This is a genomic window from Burkholderia sp. HI2761 (genome assembly GCF_002223355.1).
Taxonomy (GTDB): Bacteria; Pseudomonadota; Gammaproteobacteria; order Burkholderiales; family Burkholderiaceae; genus Burkholderia.
On record NZ_NKFN01000001.1, the window covers coordinates 91,534 to 112,264 of the forward strand.

The following is a 20,731-nucleotide window of genomic DNA, read 5'->3' on the forward strand; positions in this document are numbered from 1 at the left end:
TTCACCAGGAGCAGGACATGAGCACATCGGAACAGGTCGCCCTCGTCACGGGTTCGTCGCGCGGCATCGGCGCGGAAATCGCCCGCCAGCTCGCCCGGGACGGCTTCCGGGTCGTCGTCAACTATGCCGGGAGCGCCGGCCCGGCCCGCGAGGTGGTCGACGCGATCGTCGCCGACGGCGGCCATGCCGTCGCGGTGCAGGCGAACGTCGCCGACCCGGCCGCCGTGGCCGCGCTGTTCGACGCCGCCCGCGACGCATTCGGCGGCATCGACGTGGTGGTCAATTCCGCGGGCGTGATGAAGCTGGCGGCCATCGCCGACTGCGACGATGCGCTCTTCGACGAAACGATCGCCATCAACGTGAAAGGCACGTTCAACGTATGCCGCGAAGCGGCAAAACGGGTGCGCGACGGCGGACGCATCATCAACCTGTCGACCAGCGTGATCGGCATGCGCATGCCGACTTACGGCGTGTACGTCGCCAGCAAGGCGGCGGTCGAAAGCCTCACGCAGGTGCTCGCGCAGGAAATGCGCGGGCGCGGCGTCCGCGTGAACGCCGTCGCGCCGGGGCCGGTCGCGACCGAGTTGTTCCTGCAGGGCAAGAGCCCCGAACTCGTCAATCGGCTCGCGAAGCTGAACCCGCTCGAGCGGCTCGGCCAGCCCGACGACATCGCGCGCGTCGTCGCGTTCCTCGCGAGCCCCGACGGCGCGTGGATCAACGGCCAGATCCTGCGCGCCAACGGCGGCATGTGCTAACGGACCGCCCGCTGCCCCTCGTCTTTCCACCAGGAGATCGCTCATGAAGGAAGTCGTCCTCGTCACCGGCGCGTCCAGCGGCTTCGGCTTGCTGACGGCCCAGGCGCTCGCCCGCGCCGGTCACACGGTCTACGCATCGATGCGCGAGAGCGCCGGGCGCAACGCACCGCGCGTCGCCGCCGTCGCCACCTATGCGCAAGAACACGGCGTCGACCTGCGCAGCCTCGAACTCGACGTCGGCGACGACGCATCGGTCGACGCCGCGATCGATCGCGTGATCGCCGACCACGGCCGCCTCGACGTCGTCGTTCACAACGCCGGCCACATGGTGTTCGGGCCGGCCGAAGCGTTCACGCCCGAGCAGTTGGCGCAGCTCTACGACATCAACGTCGTGTCGACCCAGCGCGTGAACCGCGCGGCGCTGCCGCACCTGCGCGGCCAGGGCCGCGGCCTGCTCGTATGGGTATCGTCCTCGTCGGCGCGCGGCGGCACCCCGCCGTTCCTGGCCCCCTACTTCGCCGCGAAAGCCGCGATGGACTCGCTCGCGGTGTCCTACGCTGCCGAGCTCACCCGCTGGGGCATCGAAACGTCGATCGTCGTGCCGGGCGCATTCACCAAGGGGACGAATCACTTCGCCCATGCGGGCAAGCCGGCCGATGCGGCGGCTGAGGCGCTCTACGACAGCGGCCCTTATGCGGGCGTTGCCGATCAGGCGCTGAAGGGCCTCGCTGCGCTCGAACCCGCGGACGCCGATGCCGGCGCGGTCGCGACGGCGATCGTCGATATCGTCGCCGCTCCGCACGGCAAGCGCCCATACCGCGTCTTCGTCGATCCGTCGCAGGACGGCGCGGAGGAAGTATTCCGCGTCGGCGATCGCATCCGCCGCGAGATGTTCCGGAACCTCGGCCTCGGCGACCTGCTCGCGCCGCGCGCGGGCGGCTGATCCTTCCCGCGCCGGGCCGGCCGGCGCGGGTCAATCCCGCTCGCAGAACCCGAGGATCGCGTCCGCGACCGCCGCCGGAGACTCGCGCTGCGGGAAGTGCCCCACTCCGTCGAGCACCTGCCGCTCGTAGCGCCCGGCGAAGAACCGTTCGCGCCCGGCCGAGCTGTCCGGATGATTGCAGGCGTCCGCGCCGCCATGCAGCACGAGCGTCGGCACCGTCAGCACGGGCGCCGGGTTCAGCCGCGCGTCGTCGGCGGCATAGGCCGGCGTACCCGCCGCGAAGCCCCAGCGCTGCCGGTACGAATGCAGCACGACGTCGATCCAGTCGGGTCCGTCGAACGCAACGGCCGCCGCGTCGAAATCGCTGTCGCGATACCAGCCCGGCGGCGACCACGTATCCCACATCAGGCGCGCAAATGCACGGCGGTCGTCGCGCAGCGCCTGCTCGCCGCGCGGCGTCGCCATGAACCAGTGATACCAGTAGTTGCGCGCCTGCTGCAGCGACAGCGGCTGAGCGGGATCGTTGGTGCCGTACCCGACCGACAGCATCACGAGCTGCGATGCGGCACCGCCGCGCAGCCCGCAGGCGTTCGCGGCCGCGCGGGCGCCCCAGTCGTGCCCGACCAGCACGGGCCGCTCGATACCGAGCACGTCGACGAATTCGAGCAGGTCGCGCCCGAGCGCCGCGAGCTGGCCGCTGCGCGGCACGGACGCGTCGCGAAAGCGCGTCGGCGCAAAACCGCGCAGCGCTGGCGCGAGCACGCGGTAGCCGCGTGCGACGAGTGCCGATGCCACCGCCTCCCAGCCGACCGGGCTGTCCGGCCATCCGTGCAGCAGCACGGCCACGTGTTCGCCGTGCGGATTCCATTCGAGATAGGCAATGTCGAGCGACGCGGTCGTCGCATGTGCATAGGTCGTCATCGGGTACTCCGTCAGTCAGCATGAACCTACGATGGTAGGTCGGCCTTTCATCACGATTCACGGAGTATCATGATTTACTCTTTAGATATCGCGTTGAATCGATCCATGGAACCGCCGACCAATCCTGCGTCGACCGCGCTCGACATCGGGCTGCTGCGCACCTTTCTCGAAGTGGTCGACAGCCGCGGATTCGCGCCGGCCGCGGAACGCCTCGCGCTGACGCCGTCCGCCGTCAGCGGCCACATCAAGCGGCTCGAACAGGCGGCCGGCACCGTGCTGCTCGCGCGCACGACACGCCGTATCGCGCTGACGCCGGCCGGCGACACGCTGTACGCGTACGCGCGCAACATCGTCGACATGGAGCGCGAAGTGCGCGCGCGGCTGCGCGGCGCGCCGGCGCACGGGCCGCTGCGGGTGGGCGCATCGGAGGATTTCGCGGGCACGTGGCTGCCGCAGGTGCTGCGCACGTTCCGCGACAGCCATCCGCGCACCTCGATCGAACTGAAGGTCGGCATCACCGCGTCGCTGCTGCGGGAGCAATCGCTGGGCCGGCTCGACGTCGTGTTCGGCAAGCAGTGCCGACAGGTCGACACGCCCGGCGAATTGCTGTGGGAGGAGCCGCTCGTGTGGGCATTCGCGGCCGATACGGCGCTCGATGCCGAAGAAGGCGTGCCGCTCGCGCTGTTTCCGGAGCCGTGCGTGTATCGGCAAGCCGCGGTTTCCGCGCTCGCCGCGGCGCTGCAGCCGTTTCGCGTGCTGTTCGAAAGCGGGAGCATGGCCGGGTGCATGTCAGCCGCGCTCGCCGGTTTCGCGGTCACGGCGCTCGCGCGCAGCCAACTACGCGACGGCCTGCGCGAGTGCGGGCCGCACGACGGCCTCCCGGCGCTGCCGGCCGCACGCTTTTACGCATTCGCGTCGAAACCCTCGGGCGTCGGCGCCGCGCTGATCGACGCGGTTCGGGCCACCGGGCGCACGCGGCAGTTCGCTGCCTGAGCACGCGCGGCGCAGTCGCCGCAGTCGCCGCAGGTGCCACGTCGCGCCGGTACCGATCGGGCGGCGTCACGAGCCGGAGAACGGCGCGGGACGGCCCGCAGGCACCGGCACGATGCCGCTTTCAGTCGCCGCTGCCGCTCGCACCCGCGTCGTTCAATGCCTCCGCCATCAACTCGCCGAACCACTCGATGAACGCGTTGAGCCGCCTCGAACGATGCCGGCGGTGCGGATACACGGCCGCCACGTCCATCGGCTCGGCGCGGTGGCCGGACATCACGTCGACGAGTGCGCCGCTTGCCAGCAGATGCTCGACGTCGAAGCGCGGAATCTGGATCAGCCCCATTCCCGCGATGCAGCTGGCGATATAGGTCTCGGCGTTGTTGACGATCACGCGGCTCGGCAGCGTCAGCATGTGCCGCCGTCCGTCCGCGCAGTATTCCCAGCCTAGCTCGCGCCCCGTCGTCGGAGACGCATAGCCGATCGCCCAGTGCCCGTGCGCGAGTGCATCCGGATGCTCGGGCACGCCGCATTCGCGCAGGTAGTCGGGGCTCGCGCAATTGATCAGCGTGAACTGCCCGAGCGGCCGCACGACGAGGCTGCTGTCCGCGAGCCGCCCGACGCGGATCGCGCAATCGACGCCCTCCTGCACGAGGTCGATCGTGCGGTCGGTCGAGCCGAGCGACAGTTGCAGCTTCGGGTGGCGGCGAAACAGCGACGGCAGCGCGGGTGCCACGACGCGGCGCGCGATCCGGCTCGGCACGTCGACGTTCAGCCGCCCGACCACGTCGCGGTCGCGGCGCCGAAACAGACGGTCGAGCTCGTCGGCCTCCGCGAGCAGGCGCCGGCCGCGTTCGAGCAGCAGCGCGCCGTCGGCGGTCAGCTGCACCTGACGCGTCGTGCGGTGCAACAGACGCGTGCCGAGCGCCGTCTCGAGTTGCTGGACGGCCGCCGACACGGTCGCGCGCGGCACGCCGAGCGCATGCGCGGCCTTGATGAAGCTGCCCATCTCGGCAACCTGCAGGAAGATCCTGACCTGATCCAGCTTGTCCATCGGCGGGAAACCCGGGTTCGAACGGCAGTCGCCAGCCGGCTGGCGCGCATCGCGGCCGGCCGGCTTCGGCGACACGGAGAAAACGGACGCGCGGCCTCGTGGCCACGCGCCCGTCCATTGTCCACGCAAACGCGCCATTGCGGTGCGCCGCGCTGCCGCAAACGGGCCGGTTACTTGGTCGTATAGCCGCCGTTGATCAGGATCGTCTGGCCCGTGATCCACCAGCCGTCGGTCACGAGATGACGGATGAACGGCACGACGTCCTCGATGTCGGTCAGCCCTGTCTTGCTGAACGGCGACAGCGCGGCGGCCGTCTTGTGATATGCGACCGCATCGGCGCCTTCGGCCGGATAGAAGAACGGCGTGTCCATCGGGCCCGGCCCGACGGCCGTCACCGAGATTCCACGCGCGCCGTATTCCTTCGACGCCGCGCGCGTGAAGTGCTCGACCGGCGCCTTCGATCCTTCGTACGCCGCGTAGAACGGTGTAAACGCGCCGAGCAGCGACGTCACGAGCGTGACGAGCTTGCCGTGATCCTCGAGGTGCCGCCCGGCTTCCTTGATGAAGAAGAACGCCGACTTGCTGTTGACCGCGAACATCTCGTCGTACTCGGCTTCGCTGATCTCGGTGAACGGCTTCTTCAGCACCTTGCCGACCGTGTTGATCGCGATGTCGATCTTGCCGAAGCGCTGCTTCGCGTCGTCGAACAACTTCTCGACCGCGGCGGCGGTCGTCAGGTCCGCCTGGAACGTCGCCGCTTGAGCACCGGCCGCACGTACCGCGGCGGCGGTCTCCTCGGCCTGCGCCTGCGACGCCGCGCTGTTGTAGTGAATCGCCACCGCCTTCGCGCCGTGGCCCGCCAGGTCCCGGGCGATCAGGCCGCCGAGATTCTTTGCGCCGCCTGCGATCAGGACGACCTTGTCTGCGAGCGTATGAGTTGCCACGGTTGACTCCTTTTTCGTTGAACGAAGCTAGGAGTGTAGGCATGCGCGCCGCGCCGGTCAGCCGGCCGCGGCTGGATGGATTATCCAGAAAATCGATCCAATCGAAGCCGTGCAATGTGGTCTGCCGCACCGACGGCGGCACCCGATTCCGCTATCGAAGCGCGGCCGCCGGCCGGCTCAGCGCGCGTACAGCGCCGCGTCGATCTTGCCGAGCAGCCACTGCATGCCGGCCAGATGCTGCTGGTCGTGGCTGCACAGGTAATGGACGAGCCCGCGCACGGTCAGCGAACCGTAGCCGTCGAACTCGCCGGTACGCTCGAACTGTTCGGGCGTGAGGCTCGACAGCAGCGCCAGCGTCTCGCGTCGTGCGTCGCGAATCGCCGCGAGCACGTCGGACGCGTACGCGTCGTTGTAGCGCCGCTCGGTCGCGAGCGCGTCGCCGTCGATCGAGACGAGCAGCGGCCGGTCCTCGTCGAGCATGCGCCGCAGCCGTACGTGATAGCCGTCGATCTCGATGTCGCGCACATGGCAGAGCTGCCCGAGCGGCGAGAAATGCTCGCTCGGGATGCCGGCCCAGTCGTCGGGGGTCCAGCGCGCATAGCCGTCGGGCACGGCCGCGAAATGCGCTTCGAGCTGACGGGGGAAATCGGCGAGTGCGTCGAGCGTCGTCGGATTCATGCAGGACTCCTGGTCGGATAAGGCGGGCGGCAACCCTGGCACGGGCCTGCCGCCGCCGTTGCGTCACTTCACGCTGAAGCCGTAAGCGCCCTGCGTGCGATGCCCGTCGGTCGCGACGGCCACCCACTTCACCATGTACGCGCCCGTGCCGAGCGCCGCGAGCGGCACCGTCATCCGCTTGCGCATCGACGCGTCGATCCGCGCTCGGCCGTCCGACACCGTCTTGCCCTCGCCATCGACGACGACGATCGAGCTGAATGCCGGCTCCAGCGGCTCGGTGAAGTCGAGCGTGACGGCCGCCGGTGCGGCAGCCAGCGCGGCGCCCGCCGCCGGGTCGCTCTTCGCGAGATGCGCATGCGCGAACGCGGTCGACGAAACGGTCGCGGCGACGATGACGGCGGCAGCCTGGCGGCCGAACGGGAATGAATCGAAAGGCATGGACTTTCCGTGAAGAATGAACGGCGCCGCGCGCCGCGCAGCGTTCCGGCAGCTTACCAGCGCATGCGGGTTCATGCCGGCCATGCGCCGGTGCTTGATAGAATGCGCGCGCTATGGATCTCGAAAGCATTCTCTACACTCAGGGCTTCGGCTCGCGCCGCCAGTGCCGCGGCCTGATCGAAGCGGGCCGCGTCGCCGTCGCGGGCGCCGCCGCGACCGACCCGGACGCCGCCTTCGACACCGACGGCCTCGTGTTCTCGGTCGACGATACGGCATGGCCGTTCCATGCGCGCGCGTATCTCGCGCTCAACAAGCCGGCCGGCTACGAGTGTTCGCGCGATCCGCAGCACCATGCGAGCGTGTTCAGCCTGCTGCCCGCGCCGCTCGTCGCGCGCGGCGTGCAATGCGTCGGCCGGCTCGACCAGGACACGACCGGCCTGCTGCTGCTGTCCGACGACGGCCAGTTCGTGCACGCGTACACGTCGCCCAAGCGCAAGGTGCCGAAGACCTACGTCGCGACCGTGCGCCACCCGCTCGACGACGCGCAACTGCACGCGCTGCGCACCGGCGTGCAATTGCATGGCGAGCCGAAGCCGATCGCGGCCGTCGCCGCCGACGCCCGCGACACGCACGCGCTCGCGCTGACCGTGCTCGAAGGCAAGTACCACCAGGTCAAGCGGATGGTCGCGGCGGCGAGCAATCGCGTCGAGTTGCTGCACCGCGAAAGCATCGGCGGCTTCGTGCTGCCGGCCGACCTCGCACCCGGCGCATGGCGGTGGCTCGACGAAGCCGACCTTGCCGCGCTGCGCAATCCCGTCCAAACCCTGTAAGGGAAAATCCGCACGACCGCTCGGTGTCCGGCCGCCCCTGCGCCGCAGGTTCCCCCGCTATACTGAAATCACAAGCTGCAAGAGCAGCGATGCAGGGGGAGACATCATGAACATCAACCATTCTTTCGCACTGTCGTCGGCGATGATCGCGTTCGCGGTCATCGGCGTCATCGTGATCGGCGGCCTGCTGGCCACGATGCATCTGAAGCACAAATATCATCCGAACCTGATCGGCGCGCTGATCGGTGCGCTGCTGTGCTTCCTGCTGATCGAGGCGTTACCGGCGCTCACCTGACGCGCTGCCCGGCGCGAGCGTTTGAAGGAAATCGTCTACGGTCGGATAGCGCAACGTCACGCACAATTCGGCCTTGAGCCGTGCGTTGGACAGGCGCCGCGACTCGCGCATGAACGACAGCAGCGTCGGCTCGAGCAGGCGCTCCGCGTCCGCGCGGCTGACGCGCGGCGGCCTCGGCAGGCCGAGCCCCTGCGCGACCCGGTCGAAATACTCCCCCATCCGCAGTTCGGTGTCGTCCGACGCGTGCACGACGCGCGCCGGCTTGCCGCGCTCGGCCGCACGGCGCAGGATCGCCGCGAGATCGTCCGCGTGAATGTGGTTCGTGTACACGTCGTCGGCCGGCTCGAGCGCCGGCGTGCCGCGCTCGAGCCGCGCGACCGGCAGGCGGTTCGCCGCGTAGATGCCGGGAATGCGCACGATGCGCGCGGACAGCACGCCGCGCACCGTCGCCGCGCGCAGTTGTCGCTCGGCCGACACGCGCCGGAACGCGCGCGGATTCGCGGGGCGCAGCGGGTGCGTTTCGTCGATGCGCGCGCCGCCGCAGTCGCCGTAGACGCCCGTCGTACTGGCGTAGACGAGCCTCGGCGCGCGAAGACCCTCGGGTACAATACGCGCTGCCCGAACGGGCGCGCCGGCCTGTCGCGCCGCGATGCGCAGCGTTCGGAGCCGGCCGACCGCCGATGCCGGCGGTGCCGCCGGCCGACGCGCGGGCATGGACGTTGCGGCGATCAGCGCACGCGTGCGTCGATCGTCGCGGCCGTCGGATTGCGGCGGCGCGAGATGCAGGATCGTGCGGGCGAGGCCCGCGAGACGGCCGAGCGTCGCCGGGCGATCGAGATCGCCGACGATCGGCGTGGCGCCCGCGGCGCGCAATTCGTCGCAGCGGGCCGGGTGGCTCGTCAGCGCGAGGATGCGCAAGTCGCGGCGCGCGTCACGCCATTGCGCGACGCAGCGCATGCCGACGTCGCCGCAGCCGACGATCAGTACGCGCGGCCGGCGCAGGATTCGTGTCGCGATCATGTTGGTTGCGAAATCAGTAGCCGCCGTTGCGCGACGCGCAACGGTTTTGCATTGTAGCTGCCGTGCGCGACATGCACGGTTCCCCCATTTTGTTCTAGTTTGGTTCTATGGCATTCAACGTCACTCTCAAGCAAAGCGGCCGGCAATTCCAGGTCGAGTCGGACGAAACCGTGCTGGCGGCCGCGTTGCGTCAGAACGTCCATCTGCCGTACGGCTGCAAGAACGGCGCGTGCGGCTCCTGCAAGGGCCAGATCGTGTCGGGCCAGATCGAACAGGGCCCGCACGCCGCGTCGGCGCTGTCCAACGACGAACGCACGCGCGGCCTCGCGCTGCTGTGCTGCTCGAAGGCGCAATGCGATCTCGAGATCGACGTGCGCGAGATCGCCGGCGTCGACGGCGTGCAGGTCAAGAAGCTGCCGTGTCGGATCGCCGCGCTCGAACGCAAGGCGGACGACGTGATGGTCGTGAAGCTGCAGTTGCCAGCCAACGAACGCCTGCAGTACCTCGCCGGCCAGTACGTCGAATTCATCCTGAAGGACGGCTCGCGCCGCAGCTACTCGATGGCGAACGCGCCGCACGAGGAAGGCCCGATCGAGCTGCACATCCGCCACATGCCGGGCGGCAAGTTCACCGACCACGTGTTCGGCGCGATGAAGGAGCGCGACATCCTGCGCTTCGAAGGCCCGCTCGGCACGTTCTTCCTGCGCGAGGACTCCGACAAGCCGATCGTGCTGCTCGCGTCGGGCACCGGCTTCGCGCCGATCAAGGCGATCATCGAGCATGTGAAGCACTCGGGCATCACGCGCCCGATGACGCTCTACTGGGGCGCGCGCCGCAAGAAGGACATCTACCTCGCCGAGCTCGCCGAGCAGTGGGCGCGCGACATCCCGAACTTCAAGTACGTGCCGGTGCTCTCCGAGCCGGACGACGCCGACCAGTGGACGGGCCGCACCGGTTTCGTCCATCGCGCGGTGATCGATGATCTGCCCGATCTGTCCGGCCACCAGGTGTACGCGTGCGGGGCGCCGGTGATGGTCGAATCCGCGCAGCGCGACTTCACGCAGCACCACGCGCTGCCGGCCGAGGAGTTCTACGCGGACTCGTTCACGAGCGCCGCCGATCTCGCGCATCCGGTCTGAGCACCGGGCGCGCCCGCGTCCCCGCCGCGCGCCGCCCGTGTCACATCCGTGGCATCGCGGCGGTTTACAGTGGGGCGCGGGATGCCTTATGCTTGCGCACATGAACCGCTTCCTGTCCGCTCTCCGACGTCGCCGCTCGCCGCTCCGCCCGGATGCCGCCGGCTCGTCACGGACTCGCGCGTAACCCTCCTCCGCTTCACCGGTTACGCACAAGCTGTTCGACCCACCAGCCACGGCCTTCCGTGGCTTTTTTATTGCCCGTTTCCCTTTCAACGCCCGCTGGAGTCTGCTGCCATGCCCCTGAACGATTATCCGATCGACTCGCTGATGTACATCACGAACCGCCCCGACATCGTGTTTACGCACGGCAAGGGTTCGTGGCTCTACGATCACACGGGCAAGCGCTATCTGGACTTCATCCAGGGTTGGGCCGTCAACAGCCTCGGCCATTGCAACGACGGTGTCGTCGAAGCACTGAAAACGCAGGCCGAAAAGCTGCTGAACCCGTCGCCGGCGTTCTACAACGAGCCGATGGCGAAGCTCGCGGCCCTGCTCACGCAGCAGAGCGTGTTCGACAAGGTGTTCTTCACGAACAGCGGCGCCGAGGCGAACGAAGGCGCGATCAAGCTCGCGCGCAAGTGGGGCCGCAAGTTCAGGAACGGCGCGTACGAGATCATCACGTTCGACCACAGCTTCCACGGCCGCACGCTCGCGACGATGTCGGCCAGCGGCAAGCCGGGCTGGGACACGATCTACGCGCCGCAGGTGCCGGGCTTCCCGAAGGCCGAACTGAACAACATCAACTCGGTCGAGAAGCTGATCACCGACAAGACCGTCGCGGTGATGCTCGAACCGATCCAGGGCGAAGGCGGCGTGATTCCGGCCACGCGCGAATTCATGCAGGAGCTGCGCGCGCTGACGAAACAGCACAACCTGCTGCTGATTGTCGACGAAGTGCAGAGCGGCTGCGGCCGCGCGGGCACGCTGTTCGCGTACGAACTCGCCGATATCGAGCCGGACATCATGACGCTCGGCAAGGGCATCGGCAGCGGCGTGCCGCTCGCGGCGCTGCTGTCGAAGGCCGATGTCGCGGTGTTCGAGGCCGGCGACCAGGGCGGCACGTACAACGGCAACCCGCTGATGACGGCGGCCGGTCATTCGGTCATCTCGCAGCTCGTCGCGCCCGGCTTCCTGGAAGGCGTGCGCGAGCGCGGCGAATACCTGAAGCGCAAGCTGCTCGAGCTGTCGGAGGAGCGCGGCTTCGAGGGCGAACGCGGCGAAGGCCTGCTGCGCGCGCTGCTGCTCGGCAAGGACATCGGCCCGCAGATCGTCGAGAAGGCGCGCGACATGCAGCCCGACGGCCTGCTGCTGAACGCCGCACGGCCGAACCTGCTGCGCTTCATGCCCGCGCTGAACGTGACGACCGAAGAAATCGACCGGATGATGGCGATGCTGCGGTCGATCCTCGACACGCTGTAAGGAGACCCCGCGATGGATGCCGCCGCCGATGCTGTCGCTATCCGCCCGTTCGAACGCGCCGACACCGATGCCGTGCTCGCGGTATGGCGCGACGCGTTCCCGCAGTACGACGAAGCCGGTGCGCCGCCGCACCGCGATCCGCTGCGATCGATCGAGCTGAAGCTCGCGACCCAGCCGGAACTGTTCTTCGTCGCGACCAGCGGGGCGCGCGTCGTCGGCACGCTGATGGCCGGTTTCGACGGACATCGCGGCTGGCTCTACTCGTTCGGCGTCGCGAACGACGCACGCCGGCTCGGCGTCGGCCGCGCGCTGATCGCGCATGCGGAACGCGCGCTCGCCGCGCGCGGCTGCCTGAAGATCAACCTCCAGGTGCTGCCCGGCAACGAGGACGCATGCCGCTTCTACGCGGCGCTCGGCTATCGCGTCGAGGAACGCATCTCGTTCGGCAAGACGCTGCCCGCCGCGTAACGCGGCCGCCGGCAGCGGCACGGCTCAGCGCGTGATCGGCCCCGCGCCCGGCAGCGGGTTGCCGAGCGCGTCGGTCGGCACGGCCTGCTGCTCGAACGCCGCGAAATACGCGGCCCACTGCGTGTCGCTCACGCGCACGATCAGCGCGCCGTCCTGCCACACGTCGTTGTGGTCGTTGTGATCGTCGCCCGCGCGATGCAGGTAGTTCGGGCCGGTCGAGCCCTGGTTCATGTGCGTGTCGTGGATGCCGTTGCCTTGCGCATAGGTGCGGCCGAACACGACGACGTCGAGGCCCTGCGACTGCGCGGCGTTCACGAGCCGCAGCAGCGACGGGATCGGCTCCGGATGCTCGGTGCCGTCCATCACCGCGCTCGCGCGCCACGCGCCCGTCTCGTTCAGGATGTCGCTGCGCAGGTAGTCGAGCGCGGGCAGCGCGGCCTGCCCCGTGAGATCGGTAAAGCCTTCGGCCGCGGCGGCGAGCGTCTGCGTGACCGGATGGTGGAAATCGTAGACGAGCTTGTAGTTCAGCAGGTCGTCCGCGTCGTTGGTGCCGACATTGATCGCGACATCCCAGTCGCCCGCCGGCAGCGCCAGCGTCAGGTGGATGTGATACTGGATCTCGCTGCCGTGCGGCGAACCCTTCAGCCGCGCCACCGACGTCACCTTCGCCTTCACGAAACCGTAGTCCAGACTCATGCGTGTTCTCCGTGTCCCGATGAGCCGCCGATGCTACGCGGCCCGTGTGTCCGTTTGCGGGCGACCGGCTGCGGGCGACCGGCTGCGGGCGACCGCATGCGGACGACCGCACGCTAGCCGGCGCAACAATCGAATGGAGTCGCCTTTGCGCGCACAGTTCGACGCGAATCGCACGATACGAAAAAAAAGCCGTCACGGCTATCCCGTGACGGCTTTTTGAAAGCCCGGGTGCGACCTGCGCAACCGGCCCGTTCATTCGATCGCTTACTCGCCCAGATACGCGGCGCGCACCTTCGGATCGTCGAGCATCTGCTTGGCGTCGCCTTCCATCGTGACCGTGCCCGAATCCATCACGTAGCCGCGGTCGGCCGCCTGCAGCGCGAGGCGTGCGTTCTGCTCGACCAGCAGCACCGTGATGCCTTCCTTCGAGATCTCGCGCACCACTTCGAAGATCTTCTCGACCATGATCGGCGACAGGCCCATCGACGGCTCGTCGAGCAGCAGCAGCTTCGGCTTGGAGAGAATCGCGCGCGACATCGCGAGCATCTGCTGCTCGCCGCCCGACAGCGTGCCCGCGAGCTGCGTCGCCCGTTCCTTCAGGCGCGGAAAGAAGCCGAACATCCGGTCGACGTCCTTCTTGATCTGCTCCTTGTCGTTGCGCAGGTACGCGCCCATCTGCATGTTCTCGATGATCGACATCCGCGCGAAGATCCCGCGGCCTTCCGGCACCATCGCGAGGCCGCGCTTGAGCAGTTCGTGCGACGGCACGCCCTTGATCGACTTGCCGTCGTACTCGATGTCGCCCGCCGAGTACGGCTTCAGGCCGGTGATCGCCTTCATCGTCGTGGTCTTGCCGGCGCCGTTCGCGCCGATCAGCGTCACGAGCTCGCCCTGACGGACTTCCATGTCAACGCCCTTGACGGCCTGGATGCCGCCATAGTTGACCTGCAAGCCCTTGATTTTCAACATTGCCGCTGCCATCAGTGCACCCCTGCGCCGAGATATGCCTCAATCACCTTCGGATTCTTCTGCACGTCCTGCGGCAGACCCTCGGCGATCACCTTGCCGTAATCGAGCACCGTCATCCGGTTGCACAGCCCCATCACGAGCTTCACGTCGTGCTCGATCAGCAGGATCGTGCGGCCGTCCGAGCGGATCTTGTCGAGCAGGCGCGTGAGTTCGACCTTCTCGGTCGCGTTCATCCCGGCTGCCGGCTCGTCGAGCGCGAGCAGCTTCGGGTCGGTCGCCAGGGCCCGTGCGATTTCCAGACGACGCTGGTGACCGTACGACAGGTTGCGCGACGTGTAGTCGGCGTACTGCAGCACGCCGACGTATTCGAGCAGCTCGATCGCGCGTTCCTTGATCTCGCGCTCTTCCTGACGTTCGGCCGGCGTCTGGAACACCGCCCCGAGCAGCCCGTGCTTGGTGCGCACGTGGCGGCCCACCATCACGTTCTCGAGCGCCGTCATCCCGCCGAACAGGCGGATGTTCTGGAACGTGCGCGCGATGCCGGCCTTGGCCACCTGGTGCACGGCCGTCGGCGTGTAGTTCGTGCCGTCCAGCTTGAAGTCGCCGGAGTCCGGCGTGTAGAGGCCCGTGATCACGTTGAAGAACGTCGTCTTGCCGGCGCCGTTCGGGCCGATCAGGCCATAGATCTCGCCTTCGCGGATCTGCAGGCCGACGTCGGACAGTGCCTGCAGCCCGCCGAAGCGCTTGTTCACGCCCTGCACGGACAGTCGGATTTGCTTGTCGCTCATGTGTGTTATCCCCTTGTCCGTTGGTTAAGCGCGCACCGGCTTCTTGCTGTTGCGCTTCGCCAGTTTCGCGATCTTGTCCTCATGCTTCGGCGCGGGCCACAGGCCTTCCGAGCGGTACAGCATGATGACCACCATCGCGAGGCCGTACAGCGCCTGACGGATCACTTCCGTATCGACGATGTCGTGACCGAACAGCGCATGCTGCAGCGGGCTCATCGTCGAGCGCAGGAATTCCGGGAAGATCGCGAGCAGCACCGCACCCAGGATCACGCCCGGGATATGACCCATGCCGCCGAGCACCACGCAGGCGAGCACGACGATCGATTCCCAGAACGTGAACGACTCGGGCGACACGAAGCCCTGGAACGCGCCGAACATCGAGCCCGACAGGCCGCCGAACGACGCGCCCATCGCGAACGCGAGCAGCTTCACGTTACGGGTGTTGATGCCCATCGCCTTCGCGGCGATCTCGTCTTCGCGGATCGCTGCCCACGCGCGGCCGATACGCGAGTGCTGCAGACGCGTACACACCCAGATCACCAGCAGCGAGCAGAGCACGAACAGGTAGTAGTACATGTACACCGACGGCAGCTGGAAGCCGAACAGCGTATGCGTCTGCGACAGGTTGAAGCCGCCGACGTGCACCGGATCGATGCCCGTGATCCCCTTCGGGCCGTTGGTGATGTTCACCGGACGGTCGAGGTTGTTCATGAAGATCCGGACGATTTCACCGAAGCCGAGCGTCACGATCGCCAGATAGTCGCCGCGCAGGCGCAGCGTCGGCGCGCCGAGCAGGATCCCGAAGGTCGCCGCCAGCGCCATCGCGATCGGCACGATGAGCAGGAACGGCACGTGCAGGCCGTTCGGCGCGAGCGCCGCGATCCACTCGAACTGCGAGGTCAGGTGCGGCGAGCTCAGGAGTGCCGCCACGTATGCGCCCACCGCATAGAACGCGATGTAGCCGAGGTCGAGCAGGCCGGCGAAGCCGACCACCACGTTCAGGCCCAGCGCGAGCATCACGTACAGCATCGCGAAGTCGAGCACGCGGACCCAGTAGTTGCCGCCGGCAGAGCCGATCAGGATCGGCGCGGCGATCACGAGGACCGCGGTGAGGAGGCCGATGACCACGGTCTTGGCGGTGTTGCGCTCTTCGACGAGCGACGTCGACGATTCGATCGGTTGAATGGATGTCATGTTGTTTGCTCCCCTTCCGTTACGCGCGATCCGCGACCCGTTCGCCCAGCAGCCCCGACGGACGGAACACCAGCACGATGATCAGCACGATGAAGGCGAACACGTCCTGATAGTTGCTGCCGAATACGCCGCCCGTGAGGTTGCCGATGTAGCCGGCCCCGAGCTGCTCGATCAGGCCGAGCAGCACGCCGCCGACCATCGCGCCGCCGAGGTTGCCGATCCCGCCGAGCACCGCCGCGGTGAACGCCTTCATGCCGGGGATGAAGCCCATGTAGAAGTGCACGTTGCCGTATTCGGACGCGATCATCACGCCGGCCAGCGCGGCGAGCGCGGAGCCGATCATGAACGTCGCGGAGATCACGAAGTTCGGGTTCACGCCCATCAGGCTGGCGGTGTTCGGGCTTTCGGCGATCGCGCGCATCGCGCGGCCGAGCTTGGTCTTGTGCACGAGCAGCAGCAGGCCTGCCATCACGAGGAACGCGACCGCGATGATCACGATTTCAGTGACCGAGATCACGGCGCCAGGCGTGGTGTCGGTAGCCTTGATCACGTTGATCGGGTCGGTCGGCAGCAATTGCGGGAACGGCAGCGGGTTGCGCGACCAGATGATCATCGCAGCCGTCTGCAGCAGGATCGACACGCCGATCGCGGTGATCAGCGGCGCGAGGCGCGGCGCGCGGCGCAGCGGCCGGTACGCGACCCGTTCGATCGTGAAGCCGACGAACGCACAGACGACCGCGGCGATGCCCAGGCCGATCGTCAGCGTCGCGACGTTGCCGAGGCCGGGAAAGTGGTTCTGCAGCACGGTGATGGCCGACAGCGCGACCATCGCGCCGATCATCAGCACGTCGCCGTGCGCGAAGTTGATGATGCCGAGAATGCCGTACACCATCGTGTATCCCAACGCGATGATGGCGTACACACTGCCGAGCACCAGCCCGTTGAGAACCTGCTGGACGAAAATATCCATTTAAAGCTCCTTGGCCCATGCTGCCGGAGGTCGTTGCGCCGCGGGTAAGCGAGGCATCGCGCCTTCTCGGCGACACTGCGGGTACTAGTCGATACCGGTAAGGGTGGATCGTCCCGGCGCGCGCCGCCCGGCCTGTACGGCCGGACCTGCCGCCGGAGCGGATACAAAAACGGCACCGCACTGTTTCGGTGCCGTCATGAGTCCCGTCGCTAAATCGTCACGACATCGAGGACGGTGTTCGTGGCCTCCTTGAAGTCGTGGGGCAGCATGCCGAGACGGCCGTCGTCCGGTTTCCCGGCATCCGTGCCCTGGCCCGTCCGGTGCCATGCAAGCATCGCGCCCGGACGGAGCGGATTCCGCGCCGCGTCGCCCGGCAAGGCGTTGCGGCAGCCGCGCCCGACTTGCGTCAGGACTGCATCGGAATCCATCGTACGAACCAGACTGCGCGCCACGCCATGGGCGGTCGCGGCAACGCGCTGTTTCGTCGAATCGAATTGAAGGCGGGACAGTGGCATCGGCACGCTGCCGGCAACGCCGCGATCGTCCGGCATCCATCGACCGGCCGCTGGCCGCGGCGCAGCCTGCATGCCCGCTGCCGGCCCGGTCGTCGGGCCGCGCGCGTTGATTTCCTCGATCGTCAAACGTGCCCCGTGTTCCTTGTCCCTGCCCAGTTGCGCGATACGGCGTGCCGATGGCGCCGCGCGTCCGCTTCCGGCGACGCGCACGCCGCTGGCCGATGGCGCCGCGAACCCCGCCGCCTCCCTGCCCGCCCCGTCGTCGCTCTTTTTGCTGCAGCCGGCATGGATTGCAACCGGTGCGGCGACGGACACGGCGTAAGCCAACTTCACATGCATTGAATGGTCTCCCGCGCCTTGCCAAAAACCCGATTTCAAAGCCATTCCGGCTTGAAAACGGGCGCATTGTAACTCCATTTATAGGACGCCAATATTCCTGATTCGATGGGGTTTTCCTGCATTGCAACCAATTTTGAGACACGATTACGCGCGGCGGGAGCAACCGGGTTGCACCACGATTGGGAATAATGGTTGCGATTGCAATTTCGAGACCACAAAAAAAGCGCGCCGGGAGGCGCGCTTCGGTGTTCCGCGAGTGCGATGCGGCAATCAGGCGGCGGGCGGCAGGTTCAACCCGCGCGGCAGCGGAAACGACACGTTTTCCTCGATGCCGTCGAGCGCCCGGACGTTGCGCACGCCGAGTTCGCGCAGCCGTGCGATCACGGCCTGGGCGAGCACCTCGGGCGCCGACGCGCCGGCCGTCACGCCGATGCGGCGCTTGCCGGCGACCCATGCCGGATCGATCTGGTCGGGCGCGTCGACCATGTACGCGGCCACCCCGCGCTTTTCGGCCACTTCGCGCAACCGGCTCGAGTTCGAGCTGTTCGGGCTCCCGACCACGATCACGACATCGCATTGCGGCGCCATGAACTTCACCGCGTCCTGGCGGTTTTGCGTCGCGTAGCAGATGTCCTGCTTCTTCGGTTCGCGGATCTTCGGATACTTCGCCTTCAGCGCACCGATGATCTCGGCCGCGTCGTCGACGGACAGCGTCGTCTGCGTGACGAGCGCGATGCGCTCGGGATCGGCGAGTTCGAGCTTCTGCACGTCCTCGACGCTTTCGACGAGGTGCATGCCGCGCTCGACCTGGCCCATCGTGCCTTCGACTTCGGGATGGCCCTTGTGCCCGATCATGACGATGTCGACGCCGTCCTGGCGCATCTTCGCCACCTCGACGTGCACCTTCGTGACGAGCGGGCAGGTTGCGTCGTAAATGCGCAGCCCGCGCACGTCGGCCTCGTCGCGCACGGCTTTCGACACGCCGTGCGCACTGAAGATCACGGTGTTGCCGGCCGGCACTTCCTCGAGTTCCTCGACGAAGATCGCGCCCTTCTTCTTCAGATCCTCGACCACGTACTTGTTGTGGACGATTTCGTGACGCACGTAGATCGGCGCACCGTGCATCGCGATGGCGCGCTCGACGATCTCGATCGCGCGGTCGACGCCCGCGCAGAAGCCGCGCGGCTGGGCCAGCAGGATTTCGGCGTCGGCGGCGACGGTCTGCCCGGACAGCGTATCGGTGGTACTCATGATTACAGGATTCCGATGATTTTCACTTCGAACGTGAGCGCCTGGCCCGCGAGCGGATGATTGAAGTCGAACAGCGCCGAGGTCTCGCTGACTTCCTTCAGCACCCCCGCGTAGCGACCGCCATCCGGTGCATTGAACTCGATGAGTTCGCCCGGGGTGAAATCGTCGCCGACCATCCCGTTCTCGCGCAGCGTCGACAGCGTCACGCGCTGGAGCATGTCGGGATTGCGGGGGCCGAACCCCTGATCGGGGGCTAGCTGAAAAGTCGAGTGGTCGCCAACCCTGAGCCCGAGCAGAATCTGTTCCAGCGACGGCGCCAGTTGCCCCGCGCCCAGCAGCAGCGTGGCCGGCTTGTCCGAGAAGGTGTTGACGATGTCGGCGCCGTCGGCCAGTGCCAGCCGGTAATGCAACGTGACGTGGGAACCGGGCTTCACTTCGGATAGATCGATGAGGCTCATGAATTACTCGTTCAGTCGGCGCCCGATACGGCCGAATGGCCCGGCGCAAAGCCAATATTGTAAGTCACCTGAGCGGGCAAGGAGGAAAGTGCGACGACGTCGCGCACGCCGCCCGCGCCCAATGGAGTTCCGAGCATGCCGTCACCCCGCCTCATCCTGCCGTCGGCCGAATGCCGCGACACCGCCGACACGCCGACCGATCCGCCCGGCCGCGTCATCCCGATCAACCGGCACAGGCGCCGCCCGGCCGGCTGGCGGCCCGAGCGGCCGCGCGAACGGCTGGTGGAACGCGGGCCGACCGCGCTGACCGACGACGAGCTGATCGCGCTGCTGCTCGGCACCGGCAAGCCCGGTCACGATGTCTTCGTCACCGCCCGCAAACTGGTCGAGCAGTTCGGCACGCTGAGCGGGCTGCTCGAAGCGACCACCGGCGATTTCGAGGCGCACCCCGGCATCGGTCCCGCGCGCTCCGCGCGGCTCGTCGCGGTCACCGAGATCGCGCGGCGCATGCTGGTGGAGAAAGCGGAGGAACGGACGCCGATCGACTCGCCCGGTGCCGTCGAGGATTGTTTGCGACTGAAGATCGGCACGCGCCAGTACGAAGTGTTCATCGCGGTCTATCTGGACGCGCGCAACCGCCTGATCGACATGGAGGAAATCGCGCGCGGCTCGCTCACGCGCATGGCCGTCTATCCGCGCGAGATCGTGCGCCGCGCGATGAAACATAACGCCGCGGCGCTGATCGTCGCGCACAACCATCCGTCGGGCGCGGTGCAGCCGAGCGCGGAAGACCGCCGCCTGACCCGCGTGCTGAAAGACGCGCTCGAACTCGTCGACGTGCGGCTGCTCGATCACGTCGTCGTCGGCGTCAGCGATACTTTTTCGTTCGCGCGGGCCGGTTGGCTGTAAACTGTGGCGCGGCGGCCCGTCCCAGGGCGCCGCAACGGCGAAGTGAAATTAGGTTTGATTTTTCTGAACTTTTTCTGCTAGAATCGCCGTCTGTATTTTTTCCAACCAGTTCTAGCCATCGAAGGGCCTCGTCTGCAAGGGCTACGGCGTTCTGAGTGCAACCATGGATCACGTGGCGGCGCGATGGAACCTTCACCGGCGATCGAACCCCGAATTTAGCGTATTAGGAGTGCTCTCATGGCACGCGTATGCCAAGTAACTGGGAAAGCGCCGATGAGCGGCAACAACGTTTCCCACGCCAACAACAAGACCAAGCGTCGCTTCCTGCCGAACCTGCAAAACCGCCGGTTCTGGGTTGAAAGCGAAAACCGCTGGGTGCGCCTGCGCGTCTCGAACGCCGGCCTGCGCCTGATCGACAAGAACGGCATCGATTCCGTGCTCGCTGACCTGCGCGCACGCGGCGAAGCCTAAGCCCAAGGAGCACAATCATGGCAAAAGGCGCACGCGACAAGATCAAGCTCGAGTCCACCGCTGGTACGGGTCACTTCTACACGACCACGAAGAACAAGCGCAACATGCCGGAAAAGATGGCGATCAAGAAGTTCGATCCCGTCGTCCGCAAGCATGTGGAATACAAAGAAACCAAGATCAAGTAATCTCCGGTTTCTGCCAGCCTGACGGCGACCGA

25 protein-coding genes are annotated in these 20,731 nt (G+C 67.3%); 11 read left to right on the plus strand and 14 right to left on the minus strand.

The genetic code is table 11. The annotated features are described in order from the left end of the window. Nucleotides 1–17 precede the first annotated feature (17 nt). Nucleotides 18–755: an SDR family oxidoreductase gene (locus CFB46_RS00430; protein WP_027785176.1), complete on the plus strand. Its 738-nt coding sequence runs from the start codon at nucleotides 18–20 to the stop codon at nucleotides 753–755. 43 nt (nucleotides 756–798) lie between these two features. Next, nucleotides 799–1,698 (plus strand): SDR family oxidoreductase, encoded by a 900-nt coding sequence (locus CFB46_RS00435; protein ID WP_027785177.1) that lies wholly within the window; start codon nucleotides 799–801, stop codon nucleotides 1,696–1,698. A 30-nt stretch (nucleotides 1,699–1,728) separates the two neighbouring features. Here CFB46_RS00435 and CFB46_RS00440 read toward each other — a convergent pair whose 3' ends face one another. After that, nucleotides 1,729–2,619: an alpha/beta fold hydrolase gene (locus tag CFB46_RS00440; protein ID WP_027785178.1), complete on the minus strand. Its 891-nt coding sequence runs from the start codon at nucleotides 2,617–2,619 to the stop codon at nucleotides 1,729–1,731. Nucleotides 2,620–2,724: 105 nt separating this feature from the next. Between CFB46_RS00440 and CFB46_RS00445 the strand changes: the two genes are divergently transcribed. After that, on the plus strand, nucleotides 2,725–3,612 hold the full coding sequence (locus CFB46_RS00445) for a LysR family transcriptional regulator (RefSeq protein ID WP_034185436.1): 888 nt from the start codon (nucleotides 2,725–2,727) through the stop codon (nucleotides 3,610–3,612). Between the two features lie 121 nt (nucleotides 3,613–3,733). Here CFB46_RS00445 and CFB46_RS00450 read toward each other — a convergent pair whose 3' ends face one another. From CFB46_RS00450 to copC, 4 genes are all read right to left on the minus strand, one after another. Next, nucleotides 3,734–4,663 carry a LysR family transcriptional regulator gene (locus CFB46_RS00450; protein WP_027785180.1) on the minus strand — a complete coding sequence of 310 codons (930 nt, stop codon included), beginning with the start codon at nucleotides 4,661–4,663 and terminating at the stop codon, nucleotides 3,734–3,736. Between the two features lie 170 nt (nucleotides 4,664–4,833). Next, a complete protein-coding gene (locus tag CFB46_RS00455) occupies nucleotides 4,834–5,607 on the minus strand; it encodes an SDR family oxidoreductase (protein ID WP_027785181.1) in 774 nt (257 codons plus the stop codon). Nucleotides 5,608–5,784: 177 nt separating this feature from the next. Continuing rightward, nucleotides 5,785–6,285 carry a DinB family protein gene (locus CFB46_RS00460; RefSeq protein ID WP_027785182.1) on the minus strand — a complete coding sequence of 167 codons (501 nt, stop codon included), beginning with the start codon at nucleotides 6,283–6,285 and terminating at the stop codon, nucleotides 5,785–5,787. 63 nt (nucleotides 6,286–6,348) lie between these two features. Continuing rightward, the gene (gene copC, locus CFB46_RS00465) at nucleotides 6,349–6,723 is read right to left on the minus strand and encodes a copper homeostasis periplasmic binding protein CopC (protein WP_027785183.1); all 375 of its coding nucleotides are present in this window, start codon (nucleotides 6,721–6,723) and stop codon (nucleotides 6,349–6,351) included. 113 nt (nucleotides 6,724–6,836) lie between these two features. Here copC and CFB46_RS00470 point away from each other — a divergent pair, with 113 nt between their 5' ends. Beyond that, nucleotides 6,837–7,553: a 16S rRNA pseudouridine(516) synthase gene (locus CFB46_RS00470; RefSeq protein WP_027785184.1), complete on the plus strand. Its 717-nt coding sequence runs from the start codon at nucleotides 6,837–6,839 to the stop codon at nucleotides 7,551–7,553. A 106-nt stretch (nucleotides 7,554–7,659) separates the two neighbouring features. Then, nucleotides 7,660–7,848 carry a hypothetical protein gene (locus CFB46_RS00475; protein WP_027785185.1) on the plus strand — a complete coding sequence of 63 codons (189 nt, stop codon included), beginning with the start codon at nucleotides 7,660–7,662 and terminating at the stop codon, nucleotides 7,846–7,848. On the opposite strand, the gene CFB46_RS00480 is transcribed toward CFB46_RS00475, so the two are convergent. After that, nucleotides 7,831–8,868: an NAD-dependent epimerase/dehydratase family protein gene (locus CFB46_RS00480; protein WP_027785186.1), complete on the minus strand. Its 1,038-nt coding sequence runs from the start codon at nucleotides 8,866–8,868 to the stop codon at nucleotides 7,831–7,833. The two genes, CFB46_RS00475 and CFB46_RS00480, sit on opposite strands and share 18 nt — an antisense overlap. A 107-nt stretch (nucleotides 8,869–8,975) precedes the next feature. Between CFB46_RS00480 and CFB46_RS00485 the strand changes: the two genes are divergently transcribed. The 3 genes from CFB46_RS00485 (at nucleotide 8,976) to CFB46_RS00495 (ending at nucleotide 11,954) form a co-directional block, all read left to right on the plus strand. Then, nucleotides 8,976–10,007, plus strand: coding sequence for a CDP-6-deoxy-delta-3,4-glucoseen reductase (locus CFB46_RS00485; RefSeq protein WP_027785187.1), 1,032 nt, complete (start codon nucleotides 8,976–8,978; stop codon nucleotides 10,005–10,007). Between the two features lie 294 nt (nucleotides 10,008–10,301). After that, entirely contained in the window at nucleotides 10,302–11,486 is a 1,185-nt protein-coding gene (locus CFB46_RS00490; RefSeq protein ID WP_027785188.1) for an acetylornithine transaminase, read from the plus strand. A gap of 12 nt (nucleotides 11,487–11,498) precedes the next feature. Further along, nucleotides 11,499–11,954 (plus strand): GNAT family acetyltransferase, encoded by a 456-nt coding sequence (locus CFB46_RS00495; protein ID WP_027785189.1) that lies wholly within the window; start codon nucleotides 11,499–11,501, stop codon nucleotides 11,952–11,954. A 24-nt stretch (nucleotides 11,955–11,978) separates the two neighbouring features. On the opposite strand, the gene CFB46_RS00500 is transcribed toward CFB46_RS00495, so the two are convergent. The 8 genes from CFB46_RS00500 to CFB46_RS00535 all read right to left on the minus strand — a co-directional run bounded on the left by CFB46_RS00500 (nucleotide 11,979) and on the right by CFB46_RS00535 (nucleotide 19,134). Beyond that, the gene (locus tag CFB46_RS00500) at nucleotides 11,979–12,650 is read right to left on the minus strand and encodes a DUF2278 family protein (RefSeq protein ID WP_027785190.1); all 672 of its coding nucleotides are present in this window, start codon (nucleotides 12,648–12,650) and stop codon (nucleotides 11,979–11,981) included. A 264-nt stretch (nucleotides 12,651–12,914) separates the two neighbouring features. Then, complete coding sequence (locus CFB46_RS00505) at nucleotides 12,915–13,631, minus strand: ABC transporter ATP-binding protein (protein ID WP_027785191.1); 717 nt, start codon at nucleotides 13,629–13,631, stop codon at nucleotides 12,915–12,917. Then, a complete protein-coding gene (locus tag CFB46_RS00510) occupies nucleotides 13,631–14,407 on the minus strand; it encodes an ABC transporter ATP-binding protein (protein ID WP_027785192.1) in 777 nt (258 codons plus the stop codon). The genes CFB46_RS00505 and CFB46_RS00510 overlap by 1 nt, the downstream gene beginning before the upstream one ends. 24 nt (nucleotides 14,408–14,431) lie before the next feature. Then, nucleotides 14,432–15,601, minus strand: coding sequence for an ABC transporter permease subunit (locus CFB46_RS00515; protein ID WP_027785193.1), 1,170 nt, complete (start codon nucleotides 15,599–15,601; stop codon nucleotides 14,432–14,434). Nucleotides 15,602–15,620: 19 nt separating this feature from the next. Beyond that, nucleotides 15,621–16,571, minus strand: coding sequence for a branched-chain amino acid ABC transporter permease (locus tag CFB46_RS00520; protein WP_027785194.1), 951 nt, complete (start codon nucleotides 16,569–16,571; stop codon nucleotides 15,621–15,623). Nucleotides 16,572–16,780: 209 nt separating this feature from the next. Beyond that, on the minus strand, nucleotides 16,781–17,425 hold the full coding sequence (locus CFB46_RS00525; RefSeq protein ID WP_027785195.1) for a hypothetical protein: 645 nt from the start codon (nucleotides 17,423–17,425) through the stop codon (nucleotides 16,781–16,783). A gap of 270 nt (nucleotides 17,426–17,695) precedes the next feature. After that, entirely contained in the window at nucleotides 17,696–18,676 is a 981-nt protein-coding gene (gene ispH / locus CFB46_RS00530) for a 4-hydroxy-3-methylbut-2-enyl diphosphate reductase (RefSeq protein WP_006488968.1), read from the minus strand. A 2-nt stretch (nucleotides 18,677–18,678) separates the two neighbouring features. Beyond that, complete coding sequence (locus CFB46_RS00535; RefSeq protein ID WP_006488950.1) at nucleotides 18,679–19,134, minus strand: FKBP-type peptidyl-prolyl cis-trans isomerase; 456 nt, start codon at nucleotides 19,132–19,134, stop codon at nucleotides 18,679–18,681. 135 nt (nucleotides 19,135–19,269) lie between these two features. On the opposite strand from CFB46_RS00535, the gene radC reads away from it, so the two are divergent. From radC to rpmG, 3 genes are all read left to right on the plus strand, one after another. Then, a complete protein-coding gene (gene radC, locus CFB46_RS00540; RefSeq protein WP_027785196.1) occupies nucleotides 19,270–20,043 on the plus strand; it encodes a RadC family protein in 774 nt (257 codons plus the stop codon). A 237-nt stretch (nucleotides 20,044–20,280) separates the two neighbouring features. Continuing rightward, on the plus strand, nucleotides 20,281–20,514 hold the full coding sequence (gene rpmB, locus CFB46_RS00545; RefSeq protein ID WP_004186391.1) for a 50S ribosomal protein L28: 234 nt from the start codon (nucleotides 20,281–20,283) through the stop codon (nucleotides 20,512–20,514). A gap of 17 nt (nucleotides 20,515–20,531) precedes the next feature. Next, entirely contained in the window at nucleotides 20,532–20,699 is a 168-nt protein-coding gene (gene rpmG, locus CFB46_RS00550) for a 50S ribosomal protein L33 (RefSeq protein WP_006478046.1), read from the plus strand. Nucleotides 20,700–20,731: the final 32 nt, after the last annotated feature.

Coding starts and splice junctions, on each gene's coding strand:
- CFB46_RS00430 (WP_027785176.1), top strand. CDS start 18: ATGAGCACATCGGAACAGGTCGCCCTCGTCACGGGTTCGTCGCGCGGC.
- ispH (WP_006488968.1), bottom strand. CDS start 18,676: ATGAGTACCACCGATACGCTGTCCGGGCAGACCGTCGCCGCCGACGCC.
- CFB46_RS00480 (WP_027785186.1), bottom strand. CDS start 8,868: ATGATCGCGACACGAATCCTGCGCCGGCCGCGCGTACTGATCGTCGGC.
- CFB46_RS00515 (WP_027785193.1), bottom strand. CDS start 15,601: ATGACATCCATTCAACCGATCGAATCGTCGACGTCGCTCGTCGAAGAG.
- rpmB (WP_004186391.1), top strand. CDS start 20,281: ATGGCACGCGTATGCCAAGTAACTGGGAAAGCGCCGATGAGCGGCAAC.
- CFB46_RS00440 (WP_027785178.1), bottom strand. CDS start 2,619: ATGACGACCTATGCACATGCGACGACCGCGTCGCTCGACATTGCCTAT.
- CFB46_RS00525 (WP_027785195.1), bottom strand. CDS start 17,425: ATGCATGTGAAGTTGGCTTACGCCGTGTCCGTCGCCGCACCGGTTGCA.
- copC (WP_027785183.1), bottom strand. CDS start 6,723: ATGCCTTTCGATTCATTCCCGTTCGGCCGCCAGGCTGCCGCCGTCATC.
- CFB46_RS00435 (WP_027785177.1), top strand. CDS start 799: ATGAAGGAAGTCGTCCTCGTCACCGGCGCGTCCAGCGGCTTCGGCTTG.
- CFB46_RS00450 (WP_027785180.1), bottom strand. CDS start 4,663: ATGGACAAGCTGGATCAGGTCAGGATCTTCCTGCAGGTTGCCGAGATG.
- CFB46_RS00535 (WP_006488950.1), bottom strand. CDS start 19,134: ATGAGCCTCATCGATCTATCCGAAGTGAAGCCCGGTTCCCACGTCACG.
- CFB46_RS00460 (WP_027785182.1), bottom strand. CDS start 6,285: ATGAATCCGACGACGCTCGACGCACTCGCCGATTTCCCCCGTCAGCTC.
- CFB46_RS00500 (WP_027785190.1), bottom strand. CDS start 12,650: ATGAGTCTGGACTACGGTTTCGTGAAGGCGAAGGTGACGTCGGTGGCG.
- CFB46_RS00475 (WP_027785185.1), top strand. CDS start 7,660: ATGAACATCAACCATTCTTTCGCACTGTCGTCGGCGATGATCGCGTTC.
- CFB46_RS00445 (WP_034185436.1), top strand. CDS start 2,725: ATGGAACCGCCGACCAATCCTGCGTCGACCGCGCTCGACATCGGGCTG.
- radC (WP_027785196.1), top strand. CDS start 19,270: ATGCCGTCACCCCGCCTCATCCTGCCGTCGGCCGAATGCCGCGACACC.
- CFB46_RS00520 (WP_027785194.1), bottom strand. CDS start 16,571: ATGGATATTTTCGTCCAGCAGGTTCTCAACGGGCTGGTGCTCGGCAGT.
- rpmG (WP_006478046.1), top strand. CDS start 20,532: ATGGCAAAAGGCGCACGCGACAAGATCAAGCTCGAGTCCACCGCTGGT.
- CFB46_RS00470 (WP_027785184.1), top strand. CDS start 6,837: ATGGATCTCGAAAGCATTCTCTACACTCAGGGCTTCGGCTCGCGCCGC.
- CFB46_RS00510 (WP_027785192.1), bottom strand. CDS start 14,407: ATGAGCGACAAGCAAATCCGACTGTCCGTGCAGGGCGTGAACAAGCGC.
- CFB46_RS00490 (WP_027785188.1), top strand. CDS start 10,302: ATGCCCCTGAACGATTATCCGATCGACTCGCTGATGTACATCACGAAC.
- CFB46_RS00505 (WP_027785191.1), bottom strand. CDS start 13,631: ATGGCAGCGGCAATGTTGAAAATCAAGGGCTTGCAGGTCAACTATGGC.
- CFB46_RS00495 (WP_027785189.1), top strand. CDS start 11,499: ATGGATGCCGCCGCCGATGCTGTCGCTATCCGCCCGTTCGAACGCGCC.
- CFB46_RS00485 (WP_027785187.1), top strand. CDS start 8,976: ATGGCATTCAACGTCACTCTCAAGCAAAGCGGCCGGCAATTCCAGGTC.